The 20203-nt window shown below is 35.4% G+C and carries 25 protein-coding genes; all 25 read right to left on the reverse strand.

What is annotated here, in order from left to right:
• Nucleotides 1–50 precede the first annotated feature (50 nt).
• Nucleotides 51–569: a DUF6115 domain-containing protein gene (locus tag FCI53_RS00625; RefSeq protein WP_138414787.1), complete on the reverse strand. Its 519-nt coding sequence runs from the start codon at nucleotides 567–569 to the stop codon at nucleotides 51–53.
• A gap of 11 nt (nucleotides 570–580) precedes the next feature.
• Nucleotides 581–883 carry a hypothetical protein gene (locus FCI53_RS00630; RefSeq protein ID WP_138414789.1) on the reverse strand — a complete coding sequence of 101 codons (303 nt, stop codon included), beginning with the start codon at nucleotides 881–883 and terminating at the stop codon, nucleotides 581–583.
• 35 nt (nucleotides 884–918) lie between these two features.
• Nucleotides 919–2295 carry a FapA family protein gene (locus FCI53_RS00635; RefSeq protein WP_138414791.1) on the reverse strand — a complete coding sequence of 459 codons (1377 nt, stop codon included), beginning with the start codon at nucleotides 2293–2295 and terminating at the stop codon, nucleotides 919–921.
• A gap of 33 nt (nucleotides 2296–2328) precedes the next feature.
• Nucleotides 2329–3093 carry a FliA/WhiG family RNA polymerase sigma factor gene (locus FCI53_RS00640; protein ID WP_138414793.1) on the reverse strand — a complete coding sequence of 255 codons (765 nt, stop codon included), beginning with the start codon at nucleotides 3091–3093 and terminating at the stop codon, nucleotides 2329–2331.
• An 80-nt stretch (nucleotides 3094–3173) separates the two neighbouring features.
• On the reverse strand, nucleotides 3174–3665 hold the full coding sequence (locus FCI53_RS00645; RefSeq protein ID WP_138414795.1) for a chemotaxis protein CheD: 492 nt from the start codon (nucleotides 3663–3665) through the stop codon (nucleotides 3174–3176).
• Nucleotides 3662–4288, reverse strand: coding sequence for a chemotaxis protein CheC (locus FCI53_RS00650; protein WP_138414797.1), 627 nt, complete (start codon nucleotides 4286–4288; stop codon nucleotides 3662–3664). Before FCI53_RS00650 ends, FCI53_RS00645 begins: the two co-directional genes overlap by 4 nt.
• A gap of 13 nt (nucleotides 4289–4301) precedes the next feature.
• The gene (locus FCI53_RS00655; protein WP_138414799.1) at nucleotides 4302–5363 is read right to left on the reverse strand and encodes a protein-glutamate methylesterase/protein-glutamine glutaminase; all 1062 of its coding nucleotides are present in this window, start codon (nucleotides 5361–5363) and stop codon (nucleotides 4302–4304) included.
• A 6-nt stretch (nucleotides 5364–5369) separates the two neighbouring features.
• Nucleotides 5370–6233, reverse strand: a complete 864-nt coding sequence (locus FCI53_RS00660; protein ID WP_138414801.1) for a MinD/ParA family protein — start codon at nucleotides 6231–6233, stop codon at nucleotides 5370–5372.
• On the reverse strand, nucleotides 6226–7362 hold the full coding sequence (flhF, locus tag FCI53_RS00665; RefSeq protein ID WP_138414802.1) for a flagellar biosynthesis GTPase FlhF: 1137 nt from the start codon (nucleotides 7360–7362) through the stop codon (nucleotides 6226–6228). The genes FCI53_RS00660 and flhF overlap by 8 nt, the downstream gene beginning before the upstream one ends.
• Nucleotides 7359–9389 (reverse strand): flagellar biosynthesis protein FlhA, encoded by a 2031-nt coding sequence (flhA, locus tag FCI53_RS00670; protein WP_138414804.1) that lies wholly within the window; start codon nucleotides 9387–9389, stop codon nucleotides 7359–7361. Before flhA ends, flhF begins: the two co-directional genes overlap by 4 nt.
• A 40-nt stretch (nucleotides 9390–9429) precedes the next feature.
• Nucleotides 9430–10509, reverse strand: coding sequence for a flagellar biosynthesis protein FlhB (gene flhB, locus FCI53_RS00675; protein WP_138414806.1), 1080 nt, complete (start codon nucleotides 10507–10509; stop codon nucleotides 9430–9432).
• A gap of 1 nt (nucleotide 10510) precedes the next feature.
• On the reverse strand, nucleotides 10511–11290 hold the full coding sequence (gene fliR, locus FCI53_RS00680; RefSeq protein WP_138414807.1) for a flagellar biosynthetic protein FliR: 780 nt from the start codon (nucleotides 11288–11290) through the stop codon (nucleotides 10511–10513).
• Between the two features lie 4 nt (nucleotides 11291–11294).
• Nucleotides 11295–11564: a flagellar biosynthesis protein FliQ gene (gene fliQ, locus FCI53_RS00685; RefSeq protein WP_138414809.1), complete on the reverse strand. Its 270-nt coding sequence runs from the start codon at nucleotides 11562–11564 to the stop codon at nucleotides 11295–11297.
• Between the two features lie 43 nt (nucleotides 11565–11607).
• Nucleotides 11608–12273: a flagellar type III secretion system pore protein FliP gene (gene fliP / locus FCI53_RS00690; RefSeq protein ID WP_138414811.1), complete on the reverse strand. Its 666-nt coding sequence runs from the start codon at nucleotides 12271–12273 to the stop codon at nucleotides 11608–11610.
• On the reverse strand, nucleotides 12266–12928 hold the full coding sequence (fliO, locus tag FCI53_RS00695; RefSeq protein ID WP_138414813.1) for a flagellar biosynthetic protein FliO: 663 nt from the start codon (nucleotides 12926–12928) through the stop codon (nucleotides 12266–12268). The genes fliP and fliO overlap by 8 nt, the downstream gene beginning before the upstream one ends.
• 14 nt (nucleotides 12929–12942) lie before the next feature.
• Nucleotides 12943–13305 (reverse strand): response regulator, encoded by a 363-nt coding sequence (locus FCI53_RS00700; protein WP_138414815.1) that lies wholly within the window; start codon nucleotides 13303–13305, stop codon nucleotides 12943–12945.
• A gap of 21 nt (nucleotides 13306–13326) precedes the next feature.
• Entirely contained in the window at nucleotides 13327–14523 is a 1197-nt protein-coding gene (gene fliY, locus FCI53_RS00705) for a flagellar motor switch phosphatase FliY (RefSeq protein WP_138414817.1), read from the reverse strand.
• 2 nt (nucleotides 14524–14525) lie between these two features.
• The gene (fliM, locus tag FCI53_RS00710; protein ID WP_138414819.1) at nucleotides 14526–15518 is read right to left on the reverse strand and encodes a flagellar motor switch protein FliM; all 993 of its coding nucleotides are present in this window, start codon (nucleotides 15516–15518) and stop codon (nucleotides 14526–14528) included.
• Between the two features lie 37 nt (nucleotides 15519–15555).
• A complete protein-coding gene (gene fliL, locus FCI53_RS00715) occupies nucleotides 15556–15972 on the reverse strand; it encodes a flagellar basal body-associated protein FliL (RefSeq protein ID WP_246049976.1) in 417 nt (138 codons plus the stop codon).
• On the reverse strand, nucleotides 15969–16184 hold the full coding sequence (locus tag FCI53_RS00720; RefSeq protein WP_138414821.1) for a flagellar FlbD family protein: 216 nt from the start codon (nucleotides 16182–16184) through the stop codon (nucleotides 15969–15971). Before FCI53_RS00720 ends, fliL begins: the two co-directional genes overlap by 4 nt.
• A 44-nt stretch (nucleotides 16185–16228) precedes the next feature.
• Complete coding sequence (gene flgG / locus FCI53_RS00725; RefSeq protein ID WP_138414823.1) at nucleotides 16229–17140, reverse strand: flagellar basal body rod protein FlgG; 912 nt, start codon at nucleotides 17138–17140, stop codon at nucleotides 16229–16231.
• A 77-nt stretch (nucleotides 17141–17217) separates the two neighbouring features.
• Entirely contained in the window at nucleotides 17218–17592 is a 375-nt protein-coding gene (locus FCI53_RS00730; RefSeq protein WP_138414825.1) for a TIGR02530 family flagellar biosynthesis protein, read from the reverse strand.
• A 16-nt stretch (nucleotides 17593–17608) separates the two neighbouring features.
• Nucleotides 17609–18100: a flagellar hook assembly protein FlgD gene (gene flgD / locus FCI53_RS00735; protein ID WP_138414827.1), complete on the reverse strand. Its 492-nt coding sequence runs from the start codon at nucleotides 18098–18100 to the stop codon at nucleotides 17609–17611.
• Between the two features lie 9 nt (nucleotides 18101–18109).
• Nucleotides 18110–19591, reverse strand: a complete 1482-nt coding sequence (locus FCI53_RS00740; RefSeq protein WP_138414829.1) for a flagellar hook-length control protein FliK — start codon at nucleotides 19589–19591, stop codon at nucleotides 18110–18112.
• A 32-nt stretch (nucleotides 19592–19623) separates the two neighbouring features.
• Nucleotides 19624–20196: a MotE family protein gene (locus FCI53_RS00745; protein WP_138414831.1), complete on the reverse strand. Its 573-nt coding sequence runs from the start codon at nucleotides 20194–20196 to the stop codon at nucleotides 19624–19626.
• Between the last annotated feature and the right edge of the window lie 7 nt (nucleotides 20197–20203).

A 20203-nucleotide genomic window follows, 5' to 3' on the forward strand; every position in this document is an offset into this window, starting at 1 on the left:
TTAACACCGAAAATAAATATACCATATATAATTCGAGCAATCAAGCAATTTTATGAGTTTTTCCGATAGAATTTTAACATTAACTCGACTTCCGTTTTCCCACAATCTAATTTTTTTGCAATATCATTGACAGAATATCCTTGATCATATAATGAGTAAACAGTTGCCGAAGTAGATTGTTCGACAATATCCTCTTTATCATTTATTAGAGGCGGTTGATAGTTATTTGGTTGGTTACTTAGACTTGTGTCACGCTTATTCTCTTTTGAACTATAGGTTCGTTGAACTGTGGAAGAAGAACGCTTCACCGCTGTTGCTTTTTTCTCCATAATATCTTCTTCACTCGATTGTTGTTGATGCTCTTTAACAGGAAAATGATCTAATAGCTTTTGATTTTCCTCTTTTAATTCTACTAGGTATACCGAGAATAATTCTTCTATTTCCTTCATCGATTGGGTTTGTTTCTTTGCTAATTGATCTGCTCGCTTTAATTTCGTCATCATGACTCGAATGATAATAAACGTCATGAGGTGCAAAATTAAGCTAATCACCAATATAAATGTTACCATCATATCCCTCTTTAACCATTAATATCAATTTGTTTACCGAGATAAGGATGGTTTAACTCCTCATCATGTTGATTTGTCTCATTAGTGTTCGATGTGCCTCGATCCACTTCCCTATTGCGTTGGGGCTTATTGTTCACATCATCCTTTTGTTGATAATCATTCACTCGTTTTCGTTTTTTTGTGTCAAGTTCAATTTGATCTTTTGCTAGTAAATGTTGTGTTTGCTGTCCCCTTTGATCCATTTGTTCTTGTAATTTACCCGCATCTTGTGTGCGCGGAAGAGCAACTTGCATTTCGACCGATTTCCAACTCATTATATCGCATCCTTTATTTTTAAAGTAAAATGCTATTAAAGCGAATGAATTGTAATTTCTTGATTGTCTAGGATTGCTTTTACATAATGATAGACAGTATGAATATACTTCCTATACTTATGTAAAGATAATTCAACATTTGGGTAAATGGTTCCTTTCACAACAAGGTGTAAATCCTCTTGATTACTCATGATCATTTTTAGATTTACAAGGTCTTCTTGTTTTTCTTCCAATTGCTTCTTCGTTACTCTTATTGATCGTTGTTGCTTTATCAACAGGAGTTTTTCCTTTTGATTCAATCCACTTAAGGCATGTTTTTTTATTAGTTGATCACCTAATTTGACTAACTTTTGCTCAGTTTCGATCAATTCTTTTTTTTCCTGGATGAGTTGTTGTTCCATCTGTTGTGCTTTTTTATTAATTCCTATAGCTATCAATGTTTTTGTCCCTAATTTATTACCTATATTTTTTGCTTCTATTCGTTTTCCAGCTGAAACAATTCCGCCGATTATGTTCCCATTTTGACAATAGATCGATTTTTTAGCAATGCAATGGCTATGTATAATCGATTTTCCGACATAAAGGTTACCATCCGCTTCGACTGTTCCTTGATTTATATCATTCACTTTTATATCCTGACCTGCTATTAGTTTTCCTTTTCCTAATCCTACAAACCCTTCAGATATATAAATACTGCCTCCTGCTGTTATAGAAGCGGCCTCCACTAAACCCTCAATGGTCACATCTCCCGCAGCTGTTATAGAATAACCAGTCGGTATGTTCCCATGAATCGTCACAGAACCAACAAAATCTATATTACCTGTTTTCATATCTAAGTCGCCATGAACTTCGTAGGAGGGATAAACATGAATTCGATTATGTTTAATCGATAATTGACCATTTTGTGTAGCCTCAAAGACACGGTTCTTTTTATTATAGCTGACATTCTTTCCAGGTTTTATACTTATAGGTTTTCCAGGTGTTGCCTGAATTATATTTCCGCAAATATCCATTCCTTCTGTCCCGTTTGTTGGTGGTGTAATATGTGCAATCTGATCACCTGTTTGAACAGAAGGAATTATCATTACATCTCTAAAATTTCGCTTTTGGTTTTTATTGACAAGGTTCGTTGTCTTCACATCCGAGTAATGAATTTGTCCGTTTTTACCATGTTTTTGGGGAAGACCTTTTGCAACTATAATTGGAAATTCATGCGGTTGAATACCATCGACTATTTTTTCAATTTCTGAATCCAACAAACCATAAATAATGTTGTGATTTTTTAAGTATGCTACTATCTCACCTTTCGTCACGTTAATAGTTAACGGATTGCTTATTTCTTTTAGTTCAAGTGAAGCGGACATCAAATCTTTTGAAAGGCTTAATTGAAATATTTCATCTACACGTTGCATAACTAATCCCCCTGTTATCAATTTTCAAACATTTTAACGGGGTAATCTAGTTCTTAGCTTAAACAGTGCTTGTTTATGAATTTGTGAAATCCTTGATGTCGTCAGTTCTAACACATGTCCAATCTCAGTTAGTGATAACTCCTCTTTATAGAACAGGCTAAGAACTAATTGTTCATTCGCATTCAATGTTTGAATTGCTTCTTCTAATTCTACTATATCTTCTTGATTCGTTACTAGATTTTCAGGATTTTTCTTTTCATCATTAGGGATTAAATAACCAATCCCCTCTTTATAATCATGGTGATCACTCGGTTTCTCTTCCATTGACATAAGGTTCGCACATAGTGTATCTTTTATGATTTCTTCTACATCATTTGGACTCATCTGTAATTCGGTTGCAATTTCCTTTGAGGTTGGTTCGCGTTGAAGTTGTTGTTCAAGTTTATGTGACATACGCTCAATTGATTTCGCTTTATCTCGTATTGATCTAGGTAACCAATCTTCTTTACGTAATCCGTCCATGATCGCTCCTCGGATACGAAAAGAAGCATACGTATCAAACTTAAGATCCCTTGATGTATCAAATTTGTATAATGCATCATATAATCCAAATAGCCCTAAGCTTTTTAAGTCATCCTTACTTACACTATTAGGTAAATGAACAGCTATCCTTTCAACGTGGTAATTAACTAAATAAAGATAGCATTCAATTAATTGATTCGCAGTATCATTATTATTTTTATCTTTCATCCATGTTTCCCATAATTGTTGATCTTTTCTTGATGTTTTATTGGACATCGAATCACCTCGTCAGTACCTATTAAAAGACGTTTAAAAAGTTTGGTAATAAAAGCGCAAACGATTTACGAATTCATTCCCTATATTTCACCTATTCCTTGGTTTACTGTTTTAATTTTTAACATTCCAGTATCCGTATTAAATTCAATTGTTCTCCCACTATTTCCTCCAACATCTTTTGCAATAACTGGGATGCGATGTTTTTCCAAACGCTTAAGAACAGCCTCTGTATTCCTTTTTCCCACTCTCAATGTGTCATTGGATGAAGTAAATGTAAACATTTGTGCTCCACCTGCTAACTTTGATTTCATTGCATAAGTCTTTGCGCCTTGATCGATTAATAATTGCACAAGTAAATCGATTGCTGTATCCGCATATTTCATTTGATTTTGGTTTTTATCTTTCGAAAGTTCAGAACTTGGTAACATAATATGAGCAAGCCCTGCTATTTTCGATGATAAGTCATAAATGACAACCCCGACACATGATCCCAGACCAGATGTACGTAATAATTCTGGTGATTTCGCCACTTTTAAATCTGCAATTCCCACTTTTACCACTGTAGCATTCATTCACTAACACCTAATGCATCAAATAATTTACTGAATGCCCCTGGATCTGGTAATAGGAAAAAATGACCGTTGGTTGAATCGTGATTGGAGTCATGATCTTTAATAATTGTATCAATAATGATGGCGTAATCACTTTCCTGTGATAATTCTATTAAGCCTTGTGTTAATACAGCTCCTGCCATATCCATTGTCAAGGAAGGTACGGATGGATGAATCGCCAATTTCGTAAAATCAGATAAAGCTGATAAATAGGAGCCAGCTAATATGTTACCTAACTCTTGTATAGCTGATAATCCTATTTCATCAAGATCATCGAATGAAAATTGCACATCACCAGTTATTTTATGAACAAAAGATTCTGCTTGCGTTGGAGAAAGAACAAAAAACATGTTACCAGGAAAATCACCTGATAACCTTAGAAATATAGAAACTACGATTTCCTCAGCCCCACCAACAATATCCATCATTTCATTAAAATCAAGTAATCGGACAGAAGGTACTTTCATTTCTACTCTTCTATTTAATAATTTTGATAAAGAAGTTGTTGCATTTCCGGAACCAATATTCCCTATTTCTTTAAGAACATCTAAATGATAATTTGATAGTTGGTCTATATAAGTCATCAGCTTTATCCTTTCAAACGTTTATTTTCTCGACCAAAACGCTACAAATTTTGTCCAAATCTACTATTTCATTCACTAAATTAGTTTTCACAGCCGCTTGGGGCATTCCGTAAACAACAGCCGTTTTGTTAGATTCACTCATTATGAAGCTATCACGTTTAAGTTTCTTTAACGTATGTAACCCCTTTGAACCATCTGCTCCCATCCCCGTCATTACAACAGCAAATACTTGAGATACCTTTTGTTGTGCTAAACTTTCAAATAAAACGTCAACAGAAGGCTGGTGGCCATTTCTTAGTTCAGATTGATAAACCTCAGCTATTAATGATCTCCCCATTTGCTTGACGCCTAAGTGATAGCCACCGGGCGCAATGTATGCGGTTCCCTTAACTAACACTTCTCCATTTTCAGCTTCCTTAACATGAATATCGGATAGTGAATCAAGCCTTTCTGCTAGCGACTTCGTAAAACCCTTAGGCATATGTTGAACAATTGCAATAGGGGCTGGGAAGTTTTGTGGTAAATGGGTAAGTACTTGTTGCAGGGCTCTTGGACCTCCAGTAGAAGTACCAATCGCCACAATCACTTTTTTACCAATCGGATGACTTCTGTCTATTGGTTGATGCTTAGATTGCGGTAGCTGTATACTGTCATTAACTGTGGGTGAGGATACTTTAGATTTAGCCGCAGCAATCACCTTGGTAGTAATTTCAGCTTGTATCGATTGAATATCTAGTGAAATGGATCCCGATGGTTTCGTTATAAAGTCGATGGCACCTAGAGAAATAGCTTGAATGGTTTTTTCAGCTCCTCTTTTTGTTACACTTGATAACATAATCACAGGGATAGAAAATTGGCTCATAATTTGTCCGAGTGTTTCCAATCCATCCATAACAGGCATTTCTACATCAAGTGTGATCACATCAGGGAGTAAAGAGGGTATTTTTTTTAATGCGTCCTGACCATTTCTAGCTGTTCCAACTACATGAAGTTGAGGGTCCCCGTTCAAAATGTCAGTGATCATTTTTCGCATAAATGCTGAGTCATCCACCACTAAAACATTTATTTTATCCATACAAGACTACCTTTCTTTAATAAATTGTTTAAGTTTGTTAATAAAAGTGAAAGGAACTTTTTTATTCACATTAATTGTATTCGTTATATATTGATCAACAATCTGATTCATTGCACGTGTAATATGTGCATGTGGATCATATAACGTAAAAGGTGTTTGACTTGTGACAGCTTTCATGACCGTGTGATCATCAGGTAAGATCCCTAATGGTGCAAGATCTCGTGCTAAAAACTTATTGACAACTTGTTGCAGGCGTTGCATCGTTTGTTGACCATTTTTTTGGTTAATTGCTCGATTAACTAATAAAAATAGTGGAAGTTGATTGTTTTTATGGGTAACATGCTTAATCATGGCGTATGCATCTGTTAATGATGTGGGTTCTGGTGTTGTTACTATTATACACTCATCTGCAGCTAACATAAAATAGATACTTTGCTGCGTGACACCAGCACCCATATCAAATACTATATAGTCATAACTGTGAATCAGATCGTTCAATTGCTTAAGAAAGTATTCAAATTTTGCCTCATCTATTGAAAAAATTTCATTCAATCCGGATCCAGCTGCAATATACGATAAATTGTTGGGAGCTATCTCCACAACATCATCAATGGATAGCTGTTTGTCAAACATATCCACAATCGAATACTTAGGGGTCAAACCTAATAGTATGTCAACATTGCCCATTCCGATATCTAAATCAAATAACAACACTTTATGTTGGTTTTTAGATAGTGTTAAGGAGAAATTCAAAGCAAAATTTGATTTCCCAACGCCTCCTTTACCACTAATAACTGCAATTGTTTTGGCCTGTCTATATGCTTTTAATTGTTCGATTCGTTTTCTTAATTTTGCTGCTTGATCATTCATCAACAGGTTCACCAACTATCATTTGACAAATTTCAGGAACAGTTGTATTGGCTATATCATCAGGTACATCTTGTCCTGTTGTAATATAGGCAACACCGATTCCTTTCTCTAAACATAAGTTTAAGATCGAACCATAAGTGCGTGTTTCGTCTTTCTTGGTAAAAACAAACTGTTTAATCGGTACATGTTGAAATTGTTGTACAATCTCTTCTAAATCATTCGATCTAGTTGTTAAAGATAGAACTAGGTACGTATCTACCTCTTGTTTATAATTGGTCATTTGTTGTAATTCTTCAACATATTTTTGGTTTCTAAAGTTTCTTCCAGCTGTATCCACCAGAATTAAATCATAATCTCTAAATTTATCACAGGCTTTTTGATAATCCTCTAATGAATAAGCAATTTCTAAAGGAATATTTAAAATCTTAGAATAAGTCTTCAATTGATCAATTGCAGCAATTCGATACGTATCTGTTGTTATGAAAGCAACTCGTTTATTATCTTTCAAAACACTATTAGCAGCAAGTTTCGCTATCGTTGTCGTTTTACCTACACCTGTTGGACCGACTAAGTGAATGATCTTTTTACTGTAATCTATACCAACAAACTCCCTACCTTGTAACTGTTTTTCTATTTCATTACAAACCATTGTTGTAATTGCCTCCACCTCTAATTCGGAAGAGACGTTATCGTCCGCCACCATTAATGGGTCGATTATTTGTTTAGCGAGTTCTGGTTTTACTTCTTGACTCACTAACCGATCGTAGACGAATTGGAAGGAAACTGGATATAAGTTATCTTGGTTAAATGTGCTCTTTTCCATCCACTTTCGTAATTCTCTTACTTCATTTAATACTTGCGCATTCCCATTACTATCTGGCTTACTAACCGATGGGAACGATTGAGCTACATTTCGCTTTTCAAAGTTAGCCGACTCCTTTGGTTGAACTTTGGCTGGCTGAGGATCAAGAGCAGCAATCACTTCTATGTTTCTCTTTTTAAATAATCCGAGAAAACCACCTTTGTGTACTACTTTTGAATTGAGAATCACTGCATCAGCACCTAATTCTTTGCGAACATGTTTCATTACCTCTGGCATCGTAGGAGCCACAAACTTTTTTACCTTCATGCAACATTCACCACCCCAACACTTTGTACTTCTAGATTTGGCTCTAATTCGTTATAAGATAACACAACTACTTGTGGAAAAAATCGTTCAATCAATTGTTTCACATACATTCGAATTGACGGTGAACATAAAATAATTGGTGTTTCCTCTTGTAATGTTAACTGTTCCACACTTTCAGATACAGAACGGATAATCACCTGCTGTGACTCTGGATCAAGAGCTAAGTATGACCCATGTTCTGTTTGTTGAATATGTTCAGCTACCATTTGTTCCACTTCTTGAGATATTGTAATAACTTTGAGTTGTTCCTGTTGTGCATACTGTTTTGTTATTTGTGTTGCTAGGGATTGTCTCGCATATTCTGTCAGAAGATCCGTGTCATTCGTCATTTTGCCAAAGTCAGCAAGTGTTTCGAAAATAATCGGTAGATTTCGGATTGAGATATTTTCTCTTAGTAATTTTGCTAACACTTTTTGTACATCTCCAATTGACAATGGCTCTGGTGTTACTTCTTCAACTAGAATTGGATAAGTTTCTTTTAAATGATCGATTAATTGTTTTGTTTCTTGTCGACCAAGTAATACATGAGCATGCTTTTTGATTAACTCGGTAATATGAGTGGAAACAACTGACGGTGGATCAACAACTGTATATCCTGATAATTCTGCGTCATCTTTCCATTCTTCACTAATCCATTTTGCTGGTAGACCAAAAGCAGGCTCTGTTGTATCAATTCCTTCAATACTATCCTCTTCAATACCAGGACTCATCGCAAGGTAATGATCCAATAAAAGTTCCCCTTTAGCCACTTCATTTCCTTTAATCTTTAAACGATATTCATTCGGATTCAACTGAATATTGTCTCGAATTCGCACGACCGGAATGACAATACCCATTTCAATTGCTAATTGTCTCCGAATCATGACAACACGGTCTAACAAATCGCCACCTTGATTGGTATCTGCTAGCGGAATTAACGCATAGCCAAACTCAAATTCAATCGGGTCCATACTTAATAAACCAACAACATTTTCAGGCGCCTTCATTTGCTCGCTTTCTTCTTGTTCTTCTTCCTGAACGGTTTCCACTGGATCAGCAGTAGTAGGTCTTGACAACCAATAAGCCCCAAATGCTAGAATACCTGCAATTAAGGATGTTAATAGAAAATTAATTGGCGTTAACCCTAATAAGAAAATGGTTCCAGCTGCAATGTATAATAATTTGGGATATCTGAATAGCTGGGCTGTAACGTCACTACCTAAGTTTCCATCACTTGCAACCCTGGTAACAACAATACCAGTTGCCGTTGAGATAAGTAACGCTGGGATCTGACTGACTAATCCGTCTCCAACCGTTAGCTGCATATAGGTACTAATTGCTTCTCCAAAACTCATACCCATTTGGGCCATACCAATAATTAAGCCAAACACAATATTGATGAGAACAATGACAATTCCAGCAATCGCATCCCCTTTCACAAATTTACTAGCACCATCCATTGAACCATAGAAATCAGCTTCATGTTCAATTTTTTCACGACGTTCTTTGGCTTGATATTCATTAATCAAACCTGCATTCAGGTCGGCATCGATACTCATTTGTTTCCCTGGCATCGCATCTAATGTAAACCTTGCAGATACTTCTGATACTCTTTCACTACCTTTGGTAATTACTAAGAATTGAATAATAACAAGAATTGCAAAGACAACAAAACCAACCAAAGGATTATCACCAATAACGAATGTACCGAACGTTTCGACAACACCACCAGCTTGTCCTTCAGATAGGATAGACCGTGTAGTGGACACATTTAAACCGAGGCGAAACAAAGTTAATAATAATAATAAAGATGGAAAGATCGAAAACTGCAACGTCTCTGTAGTATTCATCGCAACAAGTATCACGATAAGAGCTAAAGATATATTTGTTAATATAAAAATACTTAATAACCATCCTGGTAATGGGATCACAAGCATAATAATAATTAATATAACACCTAATAATACCGATAAGTCTTTAGCTTTCATGTTTTCACCTCATGTATTTCTCTCTATAAGTTCGTACCCTCTATAACTTTTTTTCCAATTGATAGACATAAGCAAGGATTTCTGCTACCGCTTGGAAATACTCCTCACCAATCACTTGACCAATTTCAACACCATCATATAATGCTCTTGCTAAAGGTCGATTTTCTACTAACATTACCTCATTTGCTTTAGCTATCTCCCGAATACGGAAGGCAACATAATCCACACCTTTAGCAACAACATAAGGAGCATCCGCTTTTTGTTCGTCATACTTAATCGCAATCGCATAGTGAGTTGGGTTAGTAATAACAACGTCAGCATCTGGAATCTCACTCATCATTCTTCGCATTGCAATTTGTCGTTGTTTTTCTTTAATTTTTCCTTTAATTTGCGGATCCCCTTCAATATTTTTATGTTCATCTTTAATATCATTTTTTGACATTCGTATATTTTTTTCGAAATCATATCGTTGGTACGTATAATCAATCACAGAGATGATTAGCAAAGCGATAGCTGATGCTATTCCCATAAGGATCGTCGTTTCCCCAAAGAACGCCAACGAACCATTTATATCTTTACCACCCAACATAAACATCTGATCTTTACGCATCCAAAGAATGGAAAACGTTATCGTTCCAACAACCGCTATTTTTAATAAAGATTTTACTAATTCAACTAGTGCTCGAGCAGAGAAAATCCTTTTAGCACCTTGTATCGGATCGATTTTATTTAACTTCATTTTTAAAGGCTCTGTTGTAAATAAAAACCCAATCTGCAAAAAGTTAGAAGCAAGTCCTGCCACAATAGCTATCGCCATTATTGGCGCCACTACTTTAGCAACTGCGAACGTGTTTTCTACAAATACTTGGTGTACAGAATCTTCTGTCACGTCCCAATTAATATATTCCGTAAAAAACTTTTGATAAATAGCTGTGAAATTATCTTTCAAATAGCCGCCAATCACAATGAATAAGATAAATACAAAAAACAACAAGATAGCGGTATTTACATCCTGACTTTTGGCAACTTGACCTTTTTTTCGTGAGTCTTGACGTTTCTTTGGAGTTGCCTTTTCTGTTTTTTCACCTGCAAAAAATTGCAAATCAAGCTGTAAATACACGCTAAGCACCTCCAAATAATTGCATAAGTCCTCTCATTGTTTGTAACATTGTTTCAAATAAATTTCTTGCTAATAACATATAAATAGGCATCGACACAAAGATGGCAACAAAGGATACAAGTATCTTTAATGGTAAGCCAACAACGAAAACATTTAATTGGGGAACAGTCCTCGCAATGATCCCTAAAGCAACATCTACTAAAAATAAACACCCGACGATCGGAATGGCCATTTGAAATGCAATAATAAACATTTCGTTAAATGTTTGCATAATAAAAACAGCTATTTGTTCATTACCAAACGGAATAAAAGCCGTTAAGGGGATGGTTTGATAACTATAAAAGATACCGTCAATCAACAAATGGTGTCCATTTACCGCTAATAAAAACAATAATGAGGCCGTATAATAATATTGACCAATTAAAGGGCTTTGCACCCCTGTTTGAGGGTCCATAACGTTTGCAATGGCGAATCCCATCTGAAAATCAATAAATCCACCAGCAATTTGGATAGCAGATAAAACGATATAGGCTATTAAACCTAGCATCAATCCTACTAATACTTCTTTCAACAATAAAAGTACAAATTGCTCATCTAATGGAATAGTTGGAATTTCTAACGTATAAAACATAATCCATGCTAAAAAAAATCCAAAACCTACTTTAAAATGTGTCGGTACATTCCGATAAGAAAATATAGGGAGCGTTACGAAAAAAGAAGTTACCCGAATAAAGATTAATAGAAATGCGGGTAGAGCGTTAATATTGATTAATTCTAGCATGTTTTCAACCTACAAACTGATTAAGATTCTGAAATATATTGCTCGTAAATTCTACCATTCTCGTAAGCATCCAAGGTCCAAAAAATATTAATCCTACTAATACGGCAACGATTTTAGGAATAAATGCCAACGTTTGTTCTTGGATTTGTGTGGTTGCTTGGAATATACTGACTAATAACCCCACAGCAAGTGCTAACAAAAGCAATGGGCCCACTACCATTAGAACGGTATAAATGCCTTGTTCTGCTAAAGATATTACAAATTCACCGCTCACTTCGTTTTCCCCTTTCCACTGTTGCTATAAGACAATCCTACGACTAGAAACCACCGAGTAGTGAATGAGTAACTAAGTACCAACCATCCACAAGAACAAATAAAAGTATTTTAAATGGCAACGAAATCATAACTGGTGGTAGCATCATCATCCCCATCGACATTAGTACACTTGCTACGGCCATATCAATAACCAAGAACGGAACAAAAATCATAAATCCCATCTGAAAGGCTGTTTTTAGTTCACTGATCGCAAAAGCTGGAACTAAAGTTGTCAGCGGGATATCTTGTATTGTCTCCGGCTTTTCCATTTGTGAATAATTCATAAACAATGCTAAGTCCTTTTGTCTAGTATGCTTCGCCATAAATTCTTTTACTGGTTGTGCAGCCTGATCATAGGCCTCATCTAATGTAATTTCTTCATTAAAGAGAGGAGCAATAGCTTCTTCATTGATTTCGCTAAAGGTTGGTGCCATGATAAAAAAGGTTAAAAATAACGCAATTCCAATTAACACTTGATTCGGTGGCATCTGCTGTGTTGCTAGAGATGTTCGAACAAAGGATAGTACAATAAGAATGCGTGTGAAACTTGTCATTAAAATTAATATACTCGGTGCTAATGAAAAGACGGTCATCAATAATAATAATCTTACAGAGGTTGAGACATTTTCAGGATCTGAGTTGGAAAAAATATCTACAAATTCATTCATTGGAATCTTCCTTACTTCTCAATCGTTCCGTTAGTTTTTTACGATCTTCTATCATTTGATTTAATTCATTTTTAAATAACTTCGGATAATCACTTGATGACTTATTTGAGCTATGATCATCATCTTCTTTTTTTGGGAAGAAACTAGCAAGAAAAGTACGTGGATTGAAATCCGATGTGTTATCGTTTGACATCAACTCGTTTATTGTTTCTTCATCGGTAATTTCTGATAACAACTCAACATCATCACCAACACCAATAACATAATAACGCTCACCTATTCGTACAACTTGCAATGATTTATTCGAACCTAAAGAAATCCCGCCGACATTTTCTAATGCTCGTACTTTTTGATACATTTTACTTTTGTTTCCAATAAATTTAAGTAATCCATAAATAAGTCCAATGACAATTGCTAAAGCAAAAATAAGTTGAACAAATAACTTAGCAAGATTAGTACTAGGCTCTGAACCTTGTTGCGTACTCTCCTCATCCCCTTCGACTTCGACACCTGTTTCCTCATCTTGATTGTCGACCGGTGGATCATTGAACCATTCATCCACCGTCGTTGAGGCATATCCGTTGGTAGTAAAGCAATCAAGTATTCCACCTATTAGGAACATAAACAAAAAAAGCATGATAGTTTTTTTTAGCATCGCAAACACCTAAATCAATCTAAAGCTTTTTGTATGGCTTCGATGACACGGTCTGCTTGAAACGGTTTAACAATAAAGTCTTTTGCACCGGCTTGAATCGCATCAATAACCATCGCTTGTTGTCCCATTGCAGAACACATTATAATTTTAGCATCTGGATTTATAGCTTTAATTTCCTTTAGTGCGGTTATCCCATCTTTTTCAGGCATTGTAATGTCCAACGTTACTAAATCTGGTGTTAATTCTTCATATTTCTCAACTGCTTGCACACCATCTTGTGCTTCACCTACTACTTCATAGCCATTTTTCACTAAAATATCTTTAATCATCATTCTCATGAATGCTGCATCATCAACAATTAATATTCTTTTCCCCAATCTGAATCTTCCTTTCTTTGGTTAGTTTAATTTTTTTAATCGATCTGATTGACTAACAATATCCGTAACACGAACACCAAAGTTTTCTTCAATTACAACTACTTCACCTTTGGCGATTAATTTGTTGTTAACATGAATATCAACGGGTTCTCCTGCTAGTTTGTCCAATTCTATAATCGACCCTGATGACATTTCCAAAATATCTTTAACAGATTTTTGAGTACGCCCTAGTTCGACCGTTACATTCAATGGAATATCGAGTAGCATATCTAAATTGCGCTTTTCTTTCGTTGGCAACTGTTCGTCTGAAAAGCTAGAAAAGGCAGCTGTTTGCACTTGGGAGTCTGGAGCCGAAGTTGCTCCTATATGTTTAGGTTCTTGTTTAGGTTGTTCTTGTGCTTGCATTGTTGTCTGCTGATGCATTTGATGTGTTTGTTTTTCTGACATCTGCTGATATTGTTTTTCTACTTGTTTAGGTGATTCCTGAAATGAATCTGCTGTGTTCGATTGTACGGACTCTTCAGCAGGAGAACCCATTAATTCATTCACTAAACTTTTAGCAAAAGATACAGGTAATAATTGCATAATATGTGAATCAATTAAATTACCAATTTTTAGTTGAAAAGATACTTCTACGAGTACATCTTCTTCAGGTAAATGATTAATTTTTGATTCAACATTATCCATCAAACTAGCCGTAGGTGGGGAAATATCCACTCGCTTATTAAATACAGTTGACATGCTTGTTGCAGCGGTCCCCATCATTTGATTCATCGCTTCCTGTACAGCGCTTAACGAAATATCTGTTAGTTCATCTGATGTGACTTCTCCATTGCCACCTAACATTAAATCAGCAATAATTGCGGCATCCTTTGTTTGTAAGACAAACAAATTTGTGCCAGAAAAACCTTCTGTATATTTCACTTCCAATCCAACATGTGGTTGTGGGAACTTTTCACTTAATTTATTCTGCTCTATTATAGCTGTTTTTGGTGTCGTTATATCTACCTTTTGATTCAATAGAGTTGATAACGTGGTTGCAGAACTACCAAATGAAATATTTCCAATTTCTCCTAAAGCATCTTGTTCTATTGTTGTCAGATAGTCATCCGTATTTAATTCCGTAACAGCTTCGTTTTGTTCTAGTGACGGATCATCTTCTTCCGTACTTTTTAGTAATGCATCAATTTCCTCTTGAGATAACATACCATCGTTCATTGCTAGCCCCCCTTAGTTGCAACTTCATCAATAATTTGTACTGCTAGTTTCTTCTTTTTCTTTCCTGGTTGTACTAGGAACTTCGGTTGTTGATCAACCAATAAGTTAAGCGGTGCATCTATCGGTTGTTCCAATTCAATAATATCATTCTTATTAAGGTTTAATAGCTCATCTATCGTTATTTTCGACTGTCCAAGCTGAGCACTTACATCTACTACGGCCTCTTCAATACCAGCAGTTAAATTTTCATATTCTTCTGGTTTACTTTCTTTTGTTCCTTCATTTTGCATCCAATAATGAACAGATAGCTTCGGTATAATCGGTTCTAAAACGACATGTGGGATACAAATATTAATCATCCCACTGCTTTCTCCAATCGTAGTATTCAATGAAACAACAACGACTGTTTCGTTAGGTGAGACTAATTGTAAAAATTGAGGATTAATCTCAAAGTCTTCCAATAGAGGGTCAATATCAATCATACTACTCCAAGCTTCTTTTAAATTATCTAATGCTCTTTCAAATAACTGAGTCATAATAGTAGATTCAATTTCTGTTAAGTTTTCAATCTTATTGACACTAGACCCTTTACCTCCTAACATCCGATCTAGCATGGCATAGGCAATATTAGGGTTAAACTCAAATATAATTCTCCCACTTAATGGCGCTACACTATAAATATTTAAAATCGTTTTAGTCGGTATTGATCGTATGAATTCTTCATATGGGACTTGATCAACAGATGCAACAGAAATACTTACATATGTTCTTAATTGTGCAGAGAAATAAGTCGTTAACAATCTCGAAAAATTATCATGAATCCTTGAAATACTTCGAATCTGATCTTTTGAGAATCGTAATGCTCGTTTAAAGTCATAGTCCCTAATTTTTTTATCATTTTCTTCTTGCTTTAATTGATTGGCATCCATTTCCCCAGATGAAAGAGCAGATAATAGTGCATCAATTTCATTTTGCGATAGAACTTCTTCCGCCAAGTCATCTCACCTCCATGTAGGGAGCTTTACCAAAAGTTTATTGTAATATTTTACTTATGATATAAACTTCTTCTACTTTTCCATCATTCATTAATTTATTAATTTCTGTTTTCATCTTTTCTTCAAGTTCGGTTAAGCCACCCCGAAAGTCTTGTTCAGTCATTGAAACGGACTGTTTGATTAAAATATTTTTTATTTGAAATTCACGTTTTTGAATTTCTTCCTTTGCCTTCTTGCTGTCCATCATAAATTGAAATTGGATTCGAACAAAACTACCATCTTTTAAATCTGTATTCATCTCGGAAGTTGTAAAGGAATACTCTACCTTCTTATCTAAAGACAATTCACCATTACCTTTTGCAGATCCATTTAAAATAAGAACTAATGATACAACCCCGGCAATGGTAAGGACTACTAAAATAGACACCATAACTTTAAATAATTTGGGACTCACTCTTTATCACCTGTTTCTATTTTGGACCCTTGTAACCCAATCATTTGATAGAATCTCGTTACTAAAAAAAATATTTCTTTTTCTGTCTCCTTGACAACTAATTTCTTGCTGTTTGTTAAAGTGATGGTCGTATCTGGAAACGATTGGACTTGTTCAATATATAATGCATTTAACATAAACGTCTCTCCATTTAAACGGGTAACTTGGATCATGAATGGAGGGAGTTAGACAGGGTCCAACTCCCCACCTCCTTTATTTATCGTTTAAGATTTACTAATTCTTGTAAGATCTCATCAGAAGTCGTAATAATTTTCGTATTCGCTTGAAATCCTCTTTGAGAAGTGATCATTTCTGTAAACTCTTCTGCTAAATCAACGTTTGACATTTCTAGTGCACCAGAAACAATAGTAGCTGCTCCATCTTGTCCGGGCTCCCTTAAATCAGCTAACTCTGTAACATTTTCACCAGCATTTTCAGTCCATTGGAAGGTATTTGAACCTTGTTTTTCAAGTCCGCCTGGATTAGAAAAATTAGCAAGTCTAATTTGACCAGCTTCGTTCACATCGCCTGAATTATCGACATAACTAACAGTACCATCACTTTGAATGCTAAAACTTTCCGCATCTTCAGGCACTCTGATTCTTCCTATACCATCTAACGTCCCATCAGGATCCTCATCTTGATCATAAATATCAGCATCACCTAATAAATATTTACCATCTGGATTCACAATGTAACCTTCTTCATCAAGATAAAAGTTACCAGATCGTGAATAACTAAGTTTTGTAGAAGGATCATTATCGGGATCAATTTCGACTTCACCATTATTGTTAAATTCTAGGTTCTCACCTAAAACAAACATTCCGTCACCCTCTAACGCTAAATCCAAGGTGCGATCCGTTGTTTGTCTGTTCCCTTGTGTTTGGATATTATCAATGCTTCCTATTTGAGTACCTAGACCTACTTGTTTAGGATTAATCCCTCCTCGAGCATTATCTCCTAAAGGGCCCTCTGCTCCAGAAATCGTTTGACTCATCATATCTTGAAAAGTAACTCGCCCTTTTTTATAACCCGAAGTATTTACATTGGCAATATTATTACCTATAACATCTAACTTGGTTTGCGAACCTTTCATACCAGAAATACCAGCATACATTGATCGTAACATTGATATCATCCCTCCATCTTTTTATGTAGTTGCATCTCTCATTCAGCAACTCAACGGCTTCCCTTTATGGGTCCAGCCTATTCATCAATTAAAATTGTTCCGTTAATATTTGTAAATATTTTACTCATCGCTTCAGAACGGTTCATAGCTGTAACAACAGTATTATTTTTTGCACTTACTAATAGTGCCGCATCATTTGTGATCACAAGGGAATCTGTTACACCCTTTTGCTTTGCTTCCCCAATCTTTTCAGATATCTTCTGCCATTGATTATCATTTATTTCGATGTTCCTAGCCGATAATCGTTCAGAGGCATGTTTGCTCACCTTAATATCTTGTTCCTGTGACAAAACATCTTTAAACGATACGGGTGTTTTCTGTTTTTCATTTCTAGGTGTTTTTACATTTGGAAGCAGTGTTGGTTGATGTAATTGTTGAATCCGATGATCCATCACATCTCACCTTCCTTTATTCAGTTGAAGCTTCATTATTCTCTTCATTCTCCATTGGCTCTTGCTTTGGAGCTTCATTCACTTTGACTATATCATTCGATTGAATCTTCGTGTCATTTCCTAACTCTAACACAGCCTGCCCTTCATTCTGACTAACTGATTTCACAACACTCGTAATCATTTCTTTGGGTTCCTTCACATCACCTGTTTCTTTATCTACCCTGTAATAGGATACTTCTTTTCCAATTAAGTGACTGTATTGAAGAATTGGTGACATGGATTGATTTTCGACTAGTTTATCCATTGAAGAAGACATATTTGTCATTTGTTCTAGTGTTGAAAAGTTTGCCATTTGGGCAATAAACTCTTTATCTTCCATTGGGTTCGACGGATCTTGATTTTGCAATTGTGTCATCAAGATTTTTAAAAATTCATCTTTTCCTAGCTCTGAATTAGTCGTGCCTCTTGGTTGATTGTTCAAATATAAGGATGGGTCTATCTTGGTCATTAACGACACCTACACTTTCTCATTCAACAAAATTTGACGGAAACTTTGCTCTTGTTGTTCATCTTCTTGTTGTTTACTTGAATCATCTTGTGTATCTTCTTGATTAGATTGATTAAATGATTGATGTTGATCTTGTTTCTCTGGTTGATAAGTATCTTGCTGCAGGTTAGTCATATCCTGTTTTTCTACAACTACTTGTTGTGGTGAAAACATATGTCTTAATTGTTGCATGTTTCCTTCTAACATATCCTTCGCCATTTGCGAATTAACTGTAATTTTCACAATCATCTCACCATTCACTTGCATCATCTTCACCATCATATCACCTAAGTTTTCTGGACGAAGTTTAAGGTGTAGTTGGTTTGTTCCGTTATTTGATAAAAATTTACTAGATTTAATAATAGATTGTATCTCATTCAACAATTTCTCTTGTGAAACTGCTTGACTATTAGAGGTTTGGTTTGCATGCACAACAAACTGCTCTACTTTAGACTGTTGCATACTAGTCAGATTTACATCAGCGAACGGAGTTGCTCCATTTGTGCTTGCATTCTGTAATACAAACTGATTACCATTATTCGACTGCTCATTAGTGTTTTTGCCAGCATTGTTATCAATTGGTGCATCTTGATTAGAATATCGAGCTAACGCAGCCTTTAACATTTTGCTTATATCACTACCAGTCAAACTTGAGTTTGCTTGATATTTATTGTGTGATTGAAGGTCGTTACGCATTTGATAAACATTTAACATTTGTTTCCAAACCTGCTCCTCTTTAGAGCCACTGCCTGATCCTTGCTGAATCATATTAGACGTAGTTTGGCCAGATGCTTGTTCTAGTGAAATCCATTGTTGCATTACCTTTAACAGTTTCATTTGCTCTGACCTTGAAAGCTGACTATTAGTATCAAATTGCTTGATTAATGCCTTAGCCTCTTCCTTCAATTGTGAGAATTGTTCTGCAATTGTTTGTTGATCAATTGATTGGTTGCTAGAAGCTTCTAGTTTTGATTGATTATGAAACAGTAAATATCCTTCGTTCAGCATTGTGTTTTTAATTGGTGGCTCCTGTTTGGATTCTGAATAACTACCCTCTTGTTGATTTTCAGTTATATTTACAAGCAATGCTTGAATGTCTTCAGGAGTTAAAACATTCTGTGCTGCAGTATGAAGCAGTTCACTCACTTCTGTTATCGTTAACTCTCCTCCATCAAGCCATTCACTTAACTGATTTATCATGTTCGAGAGTTGTTCCATGTCTGCAGATAAATTCTCTTTGTTCTCATTAGCCATATTTTTTATAAGACTTTCTATTTGATCAAGCATACTAGTTAAACTAGAACTTCCCGTTTCATCACTATTATCCGTATTTTTATTTTGTTGCCTTAATAAATTCATAAAAGAATCGGATTCAGATCTGTCGGCCTTGTTCGATTTTGGTTGATGGTTCTGTTGGATTGGCTGTGAGTACATAAATTGAATACCATTCACTTATTTTTCACCTCCTTTCAAAGCCTTTCAAACTAGTTTAAGAGATTATTCGTTAATTGTGCAGCATCTTCTGGAGCCATTTCACTTAGAATTTGTCCCCGTTCTTGACTGGAGACTGATTTTAAAATAAGTAATGATAATTCATTATCTAAACTGTTTATAATTGGTGCTGCTGCTTCTGGATCCATTTCTTTAAATGATGTTGCAATTTCTTGAACCAATTCATCACGATCTTCGTTTGCTTGTGTTTGTTGTGTTAGTTCTTCATTTAATTGATCTACTTCTGCGTTTAAATCATCGATTGTTCCGTCTTTGGCTTGAATCTGTCCATTCAGTTGCCGGATCTCTTCATTTTTCTCTTTTAGTTGGTCATTTAATTTTTCTTGTTGTTGTTCATAAATTTTTTCGTCATTGGTTGTTACTATACCTGAAATAAAAGGTACATTATTTGCATAGTTTTCGGCGTGTTTTTTCACATCTACACCTGCAACAGATAAGATGATAATCGCCAATACGATTGCAAATAGGAGAGGAATCACGATAACAAGAAACCATTGAAAAACACCAGCTTTATTCTTTTCCTTACCAACCGAATTTCTAGCCATAACCCTC

Origin of the sequence: Aquibacillus sediminis, from assembly GCF_005870085.1 — a bacterium.
Taxonomy (GTDB): Bacteria; Bacillota; Bacilli; order Bacillales; family Amphibacillaceae; genus Aquibacillus_E; species Aquibacillus_E sediminis.